Here is a 13,589-nt window from a genome sequence, read left to right on the forward strand (position 1 = left end):
CGTCCTTGAGGTATATCCGTCGCCGAGCCCGCCATGGACCCCGCCACCGCCACCTTCCAGCAGCACCGGCCACGCCTGTTTGGCCTGGCCTACCGCATGCTTGGCACGCCCGCCGACGCCGAGGACGTGCTGCACGACGCGTGGTTGCGCTGGCACCAGCAGGATGCGGACGACCTGGATGATGCCGAGGCCTGGCTGGTCACCGTCACCACCCGCCTTGCGCTCGATCGCCTGCGCCGCGCCAGGACGGAACGCCAGCACTACACCGGACCCTGGCTGCCTGAACCGCTGGTCGAGGACATGGACCTGCCCGAGGCGGAGCTCGAGCGCGCCGAAAGCCTCGGCCTTTCCTTCCTCGCCCTGCTCGAACGGCTCAGTCCGGAAGAGCGCGCCGCGTTCCTGCTCAATCAGGTGTTCGACTATAGCCACGCGGAAACCGCGGCCATGCTGCAGATCACCGAGGACGCCTGCCGGCAACGCGTGCACCGGGCGCGGCAGCGCCTGCGCGAAGGACGTCCGCGCTTCAAGCACGCGCCGGACGTACAGCGCCACCTGCTGGAGAAATTCCGCGATGCGCTGGAAAGCGCCAGCGTCGAGGCGCTGCAGGCGCTGTTCGCGGCCGATGCCGTCCATCTTGCCGACGGCGGCGGCAAGGCCTCGGCCACGCTACGGCCGCTGCACGGCGGCGAACGCATCGTCCGGCTGTACGCCATCATCGCCAGGCGCTACCGCTCCCTCGCCATCGTGCACCGGCTGCAGTGGCTCAACGGCGAACCGGCGTTGCTTACCTGGGTGGACGGCAGGCTGGTGACCGTGGCCTGGATCGAGACCGACGGCGAGCGCATTGCCGGCATCCACTCGCTGCGCAACCCGGAGAAACTGGCGCGACTGGAAGCTGTCACGAATCCGGCGGGTGGTGCGTCCTTGTCTTGAAAGGCCAGCGTGGCCGCATCCCAAGGAGTCCATCATGTCCAAGCGTCTCTCGTATATGAAGTATCCCAAGGCCCTCAAGCCGCTGTTCGACCTGAGTGCGGCCATGGAACAGTGCGGCCTGGAACGCCCGCTGGTGGAACTCGTGCTGATGCGCGTGTCGCAGATGAACGGCTGTGCGTTTTGCATGGACATGCACAGCAAGGATGCACGGGCCGGGGGCGAAACAGAGCAGCGCCTCTACGTGCTGCCGGGCTGGCGCGAAGCGTCGTTCTACAGCGAGCGCGAATGCGCGGCCTTCGCCTGGGCCGAGGCAGTGACGCGCCTCGGGGAGCATGGCGTCAGCGACGACGTCTACGAGCGCGCGCTCGGCTCCTTCAGCGAAGAGGAACTGGTGAACCTCACCCTGCTCATCGGCATGATCAACACCTGGAACCGCATCAACGTCGCGTTCCAGACCCCGGCCGGCGGCTATCGCCCGGCGAAACAGGTCGCCTGAGGCAAAAAAAAGCCCCTCGAACGAGGGGCTTTCCGCTGCGACATGGACGCCGGAATCAGGCGCGGACGCGCTTGACGATGGCGTCGCCGAAGCTCGACGTGGTGCCCTTGCCGCCAAGATCCGGCGTGACGTTGTCGCGGTCGTTGGTCATGGTGTCGCGGATGGCATCGCGCACCTTGTTGCCCTTGTCCACCATGCCGAGGTGGTCGAGCATGTCAGCCGCCGCCAGCAACAGCGCGCACGGGTTGGCGATGCCCTTGCCGGCGATGTCCGGGGCCGAACCATGCACGGCTTCGAAGATCGCCGCCTCGGTGCCGATGTTGTCGCCCGGAGCCAGGCCCAGGCCGCCCACCAGGCCGGCGCAGAGGTCCGACAGGATGTCGCCGAACAGGTTGGTGGTGACGATCACGTCGAACTGCTCGGGCTTCATCACCAGCTGCATGCAGGTGTTGTCCACGATCATCTCGTTGAACTCGATCTGCGGGTATTCCTTGGCGATCTCGCGCGCCACGTTGAGGAACAGGCCCGAGGCGGTCTTGATGATGTTGGCCTTGTGCACCGCCGTGACCTTCTTGCGGCCCTTCTTCACGGCCAGTTCGAAGGCGTAGCGCACGATGCGGCTGCTGCCCTTGCGGGTGTTGCGCACCATCGAGATGGCCGTCTCGCCGTCCTCGGACAGCGTCTGGCCCTCGGACAGGTAGGCGCCCTCGGTGTTCTCGCGCACCGTGATGATGTCGATGTTGTCGAAGCGCGACTTGGTGCCGGGGAAGCTGATCGCCGGGCGCACGTTGGCGTACAGGTCGAAGTGGCGGCGCAGCGTGACGTTGATGGAGGTGAAGCCACCGCCCACCGGCGTGGTCAGGGGTCCCTTGAGCGCCACCTTGTGCCGGGCGATGGCGTCCAGCGTGGGCTGCGGCAGCAGGTCACCCTGCTTCTCCAGCGCGACCATGCCGGCATCGACGAACTCGTAGGACAGACCGCAGTCCAGCGCATCGAGCACACGCAACGTGGCGTTCATGATCTCGGGGCCGATACCGTCGCCCGGAATCACGGCAATGGTCTTGCTCATGGGGACACTCCTTGGAATAAGAATCGAGCAACCCTGCGGCGGGGGCCCGCGGGGTTGTAAATCCCGTCAATTATCGCCCATGCGGCCCATGGCAGCCAGTGAAAAGCCGCTGCCCGGCATCGCAAATCCTCGCATGCAGCATTGAATAAACTCGCATGCGTCAAGGTGGCGACAAGGAGGGGGCCGCCACCGTGGACCCGTCGGGGGGAACGGCCTCAGCCGTGGCTGACGCAGTCCGCCGCGGCCGTGCCGCCCGCTTCCAGCTGGTCGAGGAAATCGACCGCCCGGCGCAGGTGGGGGATCACGATCGAGCCACCGACCACCAGTCCCACGCTGAAGGTCTCGAAGAACTCCTCCCGCGTCACGCCAGCTTCCTTGCACTGGGCGACGTGATAGCTGATGCAGTCGTCGCAGCGCAGCACCATGGACGCGACCAGGCCCAGCAATTCCTTGGTCTTCACGTCGAGCGCGCCGGGCTTGTAGGTCTGCGTGTCCAGCGCGAAGAAGCGCCGCACCACCTGGTTGTCCTCGGACAGGATGCGCTCGTTCATGCGCTGGCGGAATGCGGTGAATTCGGCGACCCGGTCCTTGCCGGCCTGTTCGTCGGTCGGCTTGCTCATGCCACGGCTCCAAGCAACTCGGCCAGCTTGCCGCTGCGATCGGCAGCGACCAGGTCGTCGAAGCCGCCCACGTGATGATCGTTGACGAAGATCTGCGGCACCGTGCGGCGGCCACCGCTGCGCGCCAGCATCGCGTCGCGCTCTGCCGGAAGGGTGTCGATGCGTACCTCGCTCCACTCCAGTCCCTTGGACTTGAGCAGGTTCTTGGCGGACACGCAGTAAGGGCACACCGCGGTGGAATAGATCTCGATCTTGGGCACGGGGAACTCCGGAACCGAAAAAAAATACGACTCCGCCAACGTGGGGTTCCCGGCACCCGGAAACAAGCGCGGGGACACTGAACTGAACCCTTGGTCAGCGGTCACTAATGCTATTGTCGCTGACCTATGCGCATGGCACCACGTCCACTTGATTTGGCTCGCGAAACCCGCCCTCCTACCATCCATGGACGGCGGCCATGCGGCTCGCCCGAAGGCAACACATGCCATGTTGACGCACCCCGGCCCGGCAGGACGCCCATGAACCGATTTTCGCCCTCCCGCCTGTTTGCCGCGCTGCTGTGTGCCGGCCTCACGCTGAGCGCCCAGGCCCAGGACAAGGATGTGCGCCTGCCCGACCTGGGCAGCTCGGCCAATGCCCTGATCTCGCCCCAGGAAGCGCAGGACTACGGTGCGGCGATGCTGCGGCAGATGCGTGCACTGGACATGGTGGTCGACGATCCCATGCTCGACGACTACATCAACGACCTCGGCTATCGCCTGGTCGCCGGCAGCGAAAAGCCCAAGGAACACTTTTCCTTCTTCATCGAGAAGGACAATGTGATCAATGCCTTCGCCGCGCCCGGCGGCTATATCGCGGTGAATTCGGGCCTGATCACCATCACCAACAGCGAGAGCGAGCTGGCCGGTGTCATCGCCCATGAGATCGGGCATATCACCCAGAACCACCTGCAGCGCGCGTTCGAGGCGTCGAAGAAGGACACGCCGCTGATGGCGCTGGTCCTGCTGGGCGCCATCGTCGCCGGCGCGGGAGCCAGCGCAGGCGATGCGGCCGGCGCGATCCTGATGGGCGGACAGGGCCTGCTGATGCAGCGCCAGATCAACTTCACCCGCAAGGATGAAGTCGAAGCCGACCGCGCCGGCATCCAGACGCTCGCGAACGCCGGCTTCGACCCCGCGGCCATGGCCTCGTTCTTCGAGCGCATGCAGGACACGCTCCGCGTCGGCTCCGGCGGCGACCTCGGCGACGTGCCGGCATTCCTGCAGGATCACCCGGTCACGCTGTCGCGCATCAGCGACGCCAAGTCGCGTGCAGGCGCGCTGATCGCCCAGCAGAAGCTGCGCCCGCCGGGTTCGACCCTGGACAAGAGCCAGTGGGAGAAGAGCACGGCACCGATCGCGTACGTGAAAGACCCCACGGTGCTGGGCCATCGTGAGCGCAAGGGCGACCTGGACACGTACCTGCTGATGCGCGAACGCGTGCGCGTGCTGTCGGGCGACGCCCAGCAGCTGGCCACCTTTTACGCCAATAACCTGCAGAACCAGCACGACTTCAACACCCCGGCCAACCACTACGGTTACGCGCTCGCGCTCATCCGCAGCAATCGCGGCGCCAAGGCGGCCGACGAGCTGCAGCCCCTGGTGGCGACCCACCCGGACAACCAGATCGTGCGGCTGGCCATGGCTGACGCCAAACTCCAGGCGGGTCGTCGCGCCGAGGCCCTGGCGCTGTATGCCGACCTCAACCAGCAATCGCCGCGCAACCGGGCCATCGCCATGGGCTATGCCAAGGCGCTGACCGAGGGGGGCACCCAGGCAGAGGCCAACCAGGCGGCGACCATGCTGATGCCGATGCTGGACAACAACGAGGAGCCGGAGCTCTATCGCGCCTTTGCCCGTGCCAGCGACAAGGCCGGCGACTCGGTGCGCGCGGGCGAGGCCTTTGCGGACGCCTCCTACCTGTCCGGCCGCCCCTTCGACGCCATGGAGCAGCTCAAGCGGCTGCTGCAGCGTCCGGACCTGGATTACTACGCCCGCGCCCGCATCCAGGCCCGCATCAACGACCTCACCCCGCTGGTCATGGAGCTGCGCAAGCGCCGGGTGCAGACCGACGACAACCCCGATGGGCGCAGCCAGCAGCCGCTGCAAAGCGGGGCCAACTGCCAGGGCCGGGTCTGTTTCAGCGCCGGCGACAGCCGCCGCTGATCTGCCCGGGAACGTGCCGCACCGCCCCTGTCACGTGGCGGTCATGTGAAATGTCATCGGGACGTAACATTATCCCGCTGCAATAAATGCGTCACAGCCCTCCCCCAGCGGACCCAACGCGTGCACAAGCGCATTCTGATCGTCGAAGACGAAGCATCGATCCGCGACATGGTCGCCTTTGCCCTGCGCAAGGCCGGCATGGACGCGATCCACGCCGCCGATGCACGGGCAGCCCAGCTGGCCATCGCCGAGCAGGTGCCGGACCTGATCCTGCTCGACTGGATGCTGCCCGGCACCAGCGGGCTGGACCTGGCCAGGCGCCTGCGCAAGGAGGAGCTGAGCCGGGAGATCCCGATCATCATGCTCACCGCCCGCGGCGAGGAAATGGATCGCGTCAACGGCCTGGAGGCCGGCGTCGACGATTACGTGATCAAGCCATTCTCCACGCGCGAACTGGTGGCCCGCATCAAGGCGGTGCTCCGGCGCAGTCAGGGTGACGACGGCTCCGGCATGGTTGAGCTCGGCGGCCTGCGCATCGATGGCCCGGCGCACCGCGTGTTCGCCGCGGAGGACCCCATCACCATCGGGCCGACCGAATACCGCCTGCTGTACTTCTTCATGACCCATCCGGAGCGTGTCTATTCGCGCGCGCAGCTGCTCGACCATGTGTGGGGCGGCAGCGTGTACGTGGAAGAACGCACGGTCGACGTGCACATCCGCCGCCTGCGCAAGACGCTCGAGCCGTGGAAGCTCGACGACATGGTGCAGACCGTTCGCGGCGCGGGTTACCGTTTCTCCGCCAGCGTCTGACGCACCCGCGTCCCTTGCGGGCGCGCCGGGTTTTGCCGATGCTGGGTAACCGCCAGCAGGCATCCTAGCCCCAACCGCCCATGCCCAAAGCCCTCGACCGTCCCTCGTTGTTGCCGGCCGCACTCGCTGCCGGCCTGCTCGCGGGCGCCGTCGCTGGATGGCTGGCCGGGGGGCATGTGGCCACTGGCGTGGCCCTCGTCGCTATCGCGGAAATCGTCTTGCTGCTGTCCCGAATCCGTCATCAAGCACGGCACATGATGACGCAAGGCTCCACCATGAGTTCCCTCCAGCATGACCGCTTCATGACGCGTTCCCGTCGTATTGCCTCCAGTTTGCGTGACCTGCGCAGCGCCGCCGGCAGCCTGCCCGACGCGGTCGTACTGCTCGACAACCAGCAGCATGTGCGATGGTTCAACCACGCGGCCGAAGACCTGCTCGGGCTGCGCCGTCCGCAGGACCGCGGCGCGAACCTGGACGAACGCCTCAGCACCACGGAGCTCGCCACCTGGCTCAGGGAAGGCGCGCGCGAACCGCTCAACGACGTGGCGGCGCCGGGTCACCCGAATCGCCATATCAACGTGACGCTGCTGCCGTTCGGGCGGCGGCAGCATCTTCTGCTCGCCCGCGACATCAGCCACCTCACGCGGCTCGAGCAGATCCGCCGTGACTTCGTCGCCAACGTGTCGCACGAGTTGCGCACGCCGTTGACGGTGATCCATGGCTATCTGGAATTGATCGACCCGGAGGACGTGCCCGAACTGGCCCCCGTGCTCAACGAGATGCGCGCGCAGTCCAAGCGCATGGGCCAGATTGTCGAGGACCTGCTCACCCTCTCGCGGCTGGAGACCCAGGAGCATGTCATCGAGGAGCGCGTGCAGATGACGCCGCTGCTGGCGACCATCCGCAAGGAAGCCGAGGCGCTCAGCCAGGGGCGTCACCACATCAGCTTCGAGGTCACCGCCGAGGTCGACCTGCTGGGCTCGACCAAGGACCTCCACAGCGCCCTTTCCAACCTCGTGAGCAATGCGGTGCGCTACACGCCCACCGGCGGACGCATCAGCATCCGCTGGCGCCGCACGCCGGAAGGCGCGGTCTACTCGGTCACGGATACCGGCTACGGCATCCCCGCCTCCCACCTGGCGCGCCTCACCGAGCGCTTCTACCGCGTATCGTCCAGCCGCTCGCGGGAAAGCGGCGGCACCGGCCTGGGCCTGTCCATCGTCAAGCACGTGCTGAACCTGCACCAGGCGCGCCTGGACATCCAGAGCGAACCCGGCCAGGGCTCCACTTTTGCCTGCTGGTTCAGCAAGGAGCGCCTGCTGGCACCGGGCGATCCGGACTGAGCCGCGGCGGCCTAGCTGAACGCCCATCACACTACGCGGCAGTGCGCCATGTAACAAAGCGTCGCATCGGCCAGAATGAGGGGATGCGCCGTAAACCTGCCACTCCTCCGCCCGTCCTCGACCGTGCCGCCCCCGAGCTCTACTTCAGCCGTGAGCTGGCGGCCCTCGAATTCAATTTCCGCGTGCTGGCCCAGGCGCGCGATACCAGCATGCCGCTGCTGGAGCGGCTGCGGTTCCTGAGCATCGTCGCCAACAACCTGGACGAGTTCTTCGAAGTGCGGGTGGCGATGCTCAAGCATCACCACATGTTCGGCTCGGCGGCGCCAGGGCCGGACGGCCTCTCTTCCGGCGAACTGCTCACCCGCATCCGCAAGCGCGTGCTGGACCTGGTGGCGGCGCAATATGAAACCTGGCGCGAGGAGCTCGGACCGGCGCTGCATGCCGAGAACATCCACTTCCTCACGCGCGACAGCTGGACGGCACGCCAGCGCCACTGGCTGCAGGGCTATTTCGAGAATGAAGTGATGCCGGTGCTGTCCCCGCTGGGACTCGATCCGGCCCACCCGTTCCCGCGCATCCTCAACAAGACCCTCAACGTGGCGGTGGTGCTGAAGGGTCGCGATGCCTTTGGCCGCGAAGGCCACATGGCGCTGGTGCGCGCGCCGCGCTCGCTGCCGCGCATCATCCGCCTGCCGGACGAGGTCTGCGACCAGGGCAATCACTACGTCTTCCTCGCCGAGTTGCTGCAGGGCTTTGTCGACCTGATGTTCCCGGGCTTCAAGGTGGCCGGCTCCTACCAGTTCCGCGTCACCCGCAACAGCGAGTTGATGGTGGAAGAGGCGGAGGTCGACAACCTGGCCCGCGCCCTGACCGAGGAGCTGATCGGGCGTGGCTATGCGCGCCCGGTGCGGCTGGAAATCGGCAACGACTGCCCGAAGGCGATCGTCTCCATGCTCATTGCCAATTTCGAGCTGGAGGAAACGGACGTCTATCGCTGCGACGGCCCGGTCAACATCATCCGCGCCGGCACCATCTATGACGGGCTGGACCGGCCGGAACTGAAGTTCCCCCGCTTCATCCCGCAGCTGCCGGAGGCGTTCAACGCCAACCGCTGCAAGTTCGAGGTGCTGCGCCAGCGCGACGTGCTGCTGCACCATCCCTACGAGTCGTTCGCCGCCGTGGTGGACCTGCTGCGCCAGGCCACCCAGGACCCGGCCGTGCTGGCCATCAAGCAGACGCTCTATCGTGCCGGCGTCGATACGCCGCTGGTCGACCTGCTGGTGGAGGCGGCCCGCAACGGCAAGGACGTCACGGTCGTCATCGAGCTGCGGGCGCGCTTCGACGAGGAAGCCAATATCCGTCTCGCCACGCGCCTGCAGGAGGCTGGCGTGCAGGTGGTCTATGGCGTGGTCGGCTACAAGACGCATGCCAAGATGCTGCTGATCGTGCGCCGCGAAGACGACATGCTGCGCCGCTACGTGCACCTGTCCACCGGCAACTACCATCAGGCCAACAGCCGCACCTATACCGACATCGGCCTGATGACGGCCCATCCCGGCATCGGCGAGGACCTGCACAAGGTGTTCCAGCAACTGTCGGGTCTCGGCCCGGTGATCGAGCTGCAACATCTGCTGCACTCGCCGTTCACGCTGTACCGCAGCGTGCTGGAGAAGATCGAGCGCGAAACTGCCCATGCGCTGGCGGGCCTTCCCGCCCGCATCGTGGCCAAGCTCAACGCGCTCAACGAGGCACATGTGATCCAGGCGCTCTACCGCGCTTCCCAGGCCGGCGTCGAGATCGACCTGATCGTGCGCGGCGCATGCACGCTGCGCCCCGGACTGCCCGGCACGTCCGAGCGCATCCGGGTGCGTTCGATCGTCGGACGCTTCCTCGAGCACAGCCGCGTCTACTGGTTCGCCAACGACGGGGCACCAGAAATCTATTGCGGCAGTGCCGACTGGATGGAGCGCAACCTGAAGCGCCGCATCGAGATCGCCTTTCCCATCCTCGACCCGGTGCTGGCGCAACGCGTCTACGACGAAACGCTGGCCAATTACCTGGCGGACAACACCGAAGCGTGGCTGCTGGAAGGCAAGGGCCGCTATGCGCGCGCCCGGCCGGGCGACGCGCCGCCGCACAGCGCCCAGCAGACCCTGCTCGACAAACTCGTCCCGATAAGCGGCTAGCGGGCCTGGCGGTGGCGCCATGCTGCTTCGCGTCATGGCGGTTGCGTGAGAGAATCCACCCCTTGCAGCCCAACATGAGCCACGCATGAGCCAAGGCGATCAGACCCAGATCAAGGACGGCGAACTGATTGCCGCCGTGGACATGGGTTCCAACAGCTACCACATGGTGGTGGCACGCGTTGAGCACGGCGAACCGCGCGTGATCGATCGCCTGCGCGAAACCGTGCGCATGGCGGCTGGCCTGCGCGCGGACGGCACGCTCGATGCCGAGCATCGCGCACGCGCGCTCAATTGCCTGGCCCGTTTCGGGCAGCGCATCGCCGGCGTGCCAACGATCCGGGTACGCGCCGTGGCCACCAATACCGTGCGACGGCTCGCTTCGCCGCAGTCCTTCCTCACCGCGGCGGAAACCGCGCTGGGCCATCCGGTGGAAATCGTCTCGGGCCGCGAGGAAGGCCGCCTGATCTTCCTGGGGTCGTCGCATGACCTGCCCGCCTCGCGCGAAAGCCGGCTGGTGATCGACGTGGGCGGCGGCAGTACGGAATTCATCATCGGGCGAGGCTTCGCGCCGATGCACACCGAAAGCGTGCAGGCCGGGTGCATCGCCTCGACCCTGCGCTTCTTCCCCGGGGGCAAGCTCAACCGCAAGCGCTGGCAGCGCGCCAACAGCGAAATCGGCGTGCTGCTGCAGCAGTTTGCCGAGGACTACCGCGAATCGGGCTGGATCGAAGCGTATGGCTCCTCCGGCACGGCCAAGGCGATCGGCTCGGTCGTGCAGGCCATGAAATTTTCCGACGACGGTATCACGCCGGCGTCGCTGGCCTTGCTGCGGGACGCCCTGCTGGAACAGGGGCAGATCAGCACGCTCAAGTTGCCGGGGCTGGCGGAAGACCGCGCGCCGGTGATTGCCGGCGGCGTGGTGATTTTCGAGGCCGCCTTCGAAGCGCTCGGCATCGAGCGCATGCGCGTGTGCGAAAGCTCGATGCGCGAAGGCCTGCTGTGGGACCTGATCGGGCGCGCCGGCGGCAGCGACCCGCGCACGGCAAGCATCGATGCGCTGGCCAATCGCTACGGCGTGGACCGCGCGCAGGCGCGCCGCGTGGAGTCGACTGCACTGATGCTGTTCGACCAGATCGCCCGCTTCTGGAAGCTCGACGGCGAAGCCCGCGAATGGCTGTCGTGGGCATCGCGCGTGCACGAGATCGGCCTGGCCATCGCCCACAGCCAGCATCACCACCACGGTGCCTACATCCTGCGCCACGCGGATCTCGCGGGCTTTTCGCGGCAGGAACAACAACTGCTGGCGGCCATCGTCGAGTCGCACCGGCGCAAGCCCGACAAGGCCACGTTCTCGGCGCTGCCGCAGCGCTATCGCCAGCTTGCCCGCTACATCACCGCCTTGCTGCGCCTGGCCGTGCTGTTCCGCCGCGCGCGCCGCGCCGAGTCGCTGCCGCAGATGCAGCTCGCCGCGACCACCCAGCGCATGCGGCTCGTGCTGCCATCGGCGTGGCTGGAGCAGCACCCGCTCAGCGAGGCCGACCTGGAACAGGAACAGGCGCCCATGAACGAACTGGGACTGCTGCTGGAAGTCCACCCGTCCTGAACCGCGGCGTGCGTTAGCCGTATGATGTCCCGATGCCACCAGCCGCCCATCCCGCCATGTCCCGACTCCTGCTCGCCGCCCTCCTGCTGATTTCGCCGCTGGCACTGCTGGCACAGGCCGCCAAGCCCGGGGCCGCGCCGGCTGCCGCCCAGCCGCATCCCGAGGTGGTACTGCATACGTCGCAGGGCGACATCACGCTGGAACTGTTCCCGGACAAGGCGCCCAAGAGCGTGGCGAATTTCCTGCAGTACGTGCGCGACGGTTTCTACAGCGGCACGGTCCTGCACCGGGCCATCCAGGGTTATCTCGTGCAGGGCGGCCTGTACACGCGCGACCTGCAGCCCAAGCGCACGCATTCGGCGATTGCCAGCGAGGCCGACAACGGCCTGTCCAACCTGCGCGGCACGGTGGCGGTGGCGCGCGGCGCGGACCCCAACTCGGGCACGGCGCAGTTCTTCTTCAACCTGGTGGACAACCGACGACTCGACTATGTCGGCAACCAGAGCGGCCTGACCTGGGGCTACGCCGTGTTCGGCAAGGTCATCAAGGGCATGGACGTGGTCGACAAGATCGCCGCGCTCCCCACCCGTGGCCTCGGCCCGTTCGCGGGTGACGTACCCAATCCGCTGGTGGTCATCGACAGTGCCGGCGTAGTCGGCGAGGAATCCCCGGCTGCCGCATCGACACCTGCCGCGCCCGCGACGCCGTCGACCGCCCGACCCGCCGACAAGGACAAGTCGCGCGGCAAGACCAAGGGCTGAGGTCGATGGCCACGCTGTTTATCTCTGACCTGCACCTGGACGACAGCAGGCCGAAGATCACCCGGCTGTTCGAGGAGTTCCTCGCCGGCGACGAGGCGCGCGCGGCGGACGCCGTCTACATCCTGGGCGACCTGGTCGAGGCATGGATCGGCGACGACGATGATGCCGAACTGCCCAGGCGCATCGCCAAGGCCACGGCCGCACTGCACGACCACGGCGTGCCCGTGTACTTCATGGTCGGCAATCGCGATTTCCTCCTCGGCCAGGCCTTCGCCGCTCGTGCCGGTTTCACCCTGCTCGACGACGGCACCGTGCACGAACTCTACGGCCGCCCCACCCTGCTGATGCACGGCGACGTGCTCTGCACCGACGACCTCGCCTACCAGGCCGTGCGCCAGCAGGTACGCACTCCGGCATGGCAGGCGCAGATCCTGGCCATGCCGCTGGATGCCCGCCGCGCGTTCGCCGCCAAGGCGCGCGAAGACAGCCGCGCGCATACCGGCAGCACCATGGAAACCATCATGGACGTGAACGCCGAAGCCGTGGCCCAGGCCATGGGCGACGCCGGCGTGACGCGACTCATCCATGGCCACACCCACCGCCCCGCCATCCATCGGTTCGACCTGGACGGCCAACCGGCCGAGCGCATCGTGCTCGGCGACTGGTACGAACACGGCTCGGTCTTGCGCGTCACGCCCGAAGGCGCGGAACTGCGCGGCCTGACGCTGGACTGAGCCGCCACTCGCCGCGCGAGTGACGGCCCGGTTCGATCAGCGTGCTTCCAGCGCGTGGTGGAAGCCCGGGCTGTTGAGCATGCTGTTGCTCGTCTTCAGCACCGCGTTGGACAGCGTTTCGTAGTAGTTGTCGGCCTTGTACGAGCGGCCGAAATTGGTGGCGCCGCCACCCGCGATGCCCTGCCAGAGCACCTTGCCCGCGGCGTCCGTCACCGTGGTGTAGATGGTGATGCTGCCGACGTACTGGTCGGTTTCGTTGACGAAGAAATCGCGGATTTCACCGGAGACGACCACGTCGCCACCGCTGTCGACCACGCTCAGCCCGGCCTTGCCGAAGGTCTCTTTCACGTGATCGGTGACATAGGTGGCCACGTCGTCGCGGGTGGTCACCTGGCGCACCTGGGCCTTCTCGTGGTTCTCCGCGATCAGGGCCTGGTTCTTGCGCACATCGGTGAACCTGTTGAACTGCACCTTGACGTTGCCGAGGCCGTTCAGATCGATCGCGCCGAATTCGGCAAAACTCTGCGTCGGCGACCACACGAGCGGAATATTGTTAAGGTCCTTCGACGCCATCGCGCTGCCGGACATCGCCAGCAACGCCACAAACACGACTCGCTTCAGCTTCATGGTCCCCTGGTCCTCTTCATCAATCGCTGAATGGCAGGCGATTCCCGACCTGCACGATGCAGGCTGCATCGCGGGGCCATTGTATGGGACGCGAGCGGCCAGACCCGATCCGGCCGGGCGCGCCGGGCGGGCGGACTACGCGTCGAACCGGCCTGCGGCCAGGCCTGCCGCTGCGGGGTTCTTCGCCGATGCCACGCGCGCGT

General features: G+C 66.9%; 13 protein-coding genes. 9 read left to right on the top strand and 4 right to left on the bottom strand.

The genetic code is table 11. The features are described from left to right. Positions 1 to 33: 33 nt before the first annotated feature. Both sigJ and ACXU4B_RS06370 read left to right on the top strand, forming a co-directional pair. Entirely contained in the window at positions 34 to 933 is a 900-nt protein-coding gene (gene sigJ, locus ACXU4B_RS06365; RefSeq protein ID WP_131408797.1) for an RNA polymerase sigma factor SigJ, read from the top strand. A gap of 34 nt (positions 934 to 967) precedes the next feature. Beyond that, positions 968 to 1,429 carry a carboxymuconolactone decarboxylase family protein gene (locus ACXU4B_RS06370; RefSeq protein WP_131408799.1) on the top strand — a complete coding sequence of 154 codons (462 nt, stop codon included), beginning with the start codon at positions 968 to 970 and terminating at the stop codon, positions 1,427 to 1,429. Positions 1,430 to 1,484: 55 nt separating this feature from the next. Here the strand turns inward: ACXU4B_RS06370 and ACXU4B_RS06375 are convergent, their stop codons facing one another. The 3 genes from ACXU4B_RS06375 to grxC form a co-directional block, all read right to left on the bottom strand. Further along, positions 1,485 to 2,498, bottom strand: coding sequence for an isocitrate dehydrogenase (locus ACXU4B_RS06375; RefSeq protein ID WP_131408801.1), 1,014 nt, complete (start codon positions 2,496 to 2,498; stop codon positions 1,485 to 1,487). A gap of 215 nt (positions 2,499 to 2,713) precedes the next feature. Next, positions 2,714 to 3,118: a carboxymuconolactone decarboxylase family protein gene (locus tag ACXU4B_RS06380; protein ID WP_131408803.1), complete on the bottom strand. Its 405-nt coding sequence runs from the start codon at positions 3,116 to 3,118 to the stop codon at positions 2,714 to 2,716. After that, a complete protein-coding gene (gene grxC / locus ACXU4B_RS06385) occupies positions 3,115 to 3,378 on the bottom strand; it encodes a glutaredoxin 3 (protein WP_131408805.1) in 264 nt (87 codons plus the stop codon). Before grxC ends, ACXU4B_RS06380 begins: the two co-directional genes overlap by 4 nt. 258 nt (positions 3,379 to 3,636) lie before the next feature. Here grxC and ACXU4B_RS06390 point away from each other — a divergent pair, with 258 nt between their 5' ends. The 7 genes from ACXU4B_RS06390 to ACXU4B_RS06420 all read left to right on the top strand — a co-directional run bounded on the left by ACXU4B_RS06390 (position 3,637) and on the right by ACXU4B_RS06420 (position 12,759). Beyond that, the gene (locus ACXU4B_RS06390) at positions 3,637 to 5,322 is read left to right on the top strand and encodes a M48 family metalloprotease (RefSeq protein WP_131408807.1); all 1,686 of its coding nucleotides are present in this window, start codon (positions 3,637 to 3,639) and stop codon (positions 5,320 to 5,322) included. Positions 5,323 to 5,442: 120 nt separating this feature from the next. Further along, positions 5,443 to 6,132 (top strand): phosphate regulon transcriptional regulator PhoB, encoded by a 690-nt coding sequence (gene phoB / locus ACXU4B_RS06395; RefSeq protein ID WP_131408809.1) that lies wholly within the window; start codon positions 5,443 to 5,445, stop codon positions 6,130 to 6,132. 80 nt (positions 6,133 to 6,212) lie between these two features. Then, on the top strand, positions 6,213 to 7,475 hold the full coding sequence (phoR, locus tag ACXU4B_RS06400; protein WP_131408811.1) for a phosphate regulon sensor histidine kinase PhoR: 1,263 nt from the start codon (positions 6,213 to 6,215) through the stop codon (positions 7,473 to 7,475). Positions 7,476 to 7,558: 83 nt separating this feature from the next. Next, positions 7,559 to 9,661, top strand: a complete 2,103-nt coding sequence (gene ppk1 / locus ACXU4B_RS06405; RefSeq protein ID WP_131408813.1) for a polyphosphate kinase 1 — start codon at positions 7,559 to 7,561, stop codon at positions 9,659 to 9,661. Positions 9,662 to 9,746: 85 nt separating this feature from the next. Further along, complete coding sequence (locus ACXU4B_RS06410; protein ID WP_131408815.1) at positions 9,747 to 11,264, top strand: Ppx/GppA phosphatase family protein; 1,518 nt, start codon at positions 9,747 to 9,749, stop codon at positions 11,262 to 11,264. A 56-nt stretch (positions 11,265 to 11,320) separates the two neighbouring features. Continuing rightward, positions 11,321 to 12,025, top strand: coding sequence for a peptidylprolyl isomerase (locus ACXU4B_RS06415; RefSeq protein ID WP_131408817.1), 705 nt, complete (start codon positions 11,321 to 11,323; stop codon positions 12,023 to 12,025). Positions 12,026 to 12,030: 5 nt separating this feature from the next. Then, complete coding sequence (locus ACXU4B_RS06420) at positions 12,031 to 12,759, top strand: UDP-2,3-diacylglucosamine diphosphatase (protein ID WP_131408819.1); 729 nt, start codon at positions 12,031 to 12,033, stop codon at positions 12,757 to 12,759. Positions 12,760 to 12,795: 36 nt separating this feature from the next. On the opposite strand, the gene ACXU4B_RS06425 is transcribed toward ACXU4B_RS06420, so the two are convergent. After that, positions 12,796 to 13,386: a hypothetical protein gene (locus ACXU4B_RS06425; RefSeq protein ID WP_131408821.1), complete on the bottom strand. Its 591-nt coding sequence runs from the start codon at positions 13,384 to 13,386 to the stop codon at positions 12,796 to 12,798. Positions 13,387 to 13,589 lie beyond the last annotated feature (203 nt).

Source organism: Dyella soli (assembly GCF_054482295.1).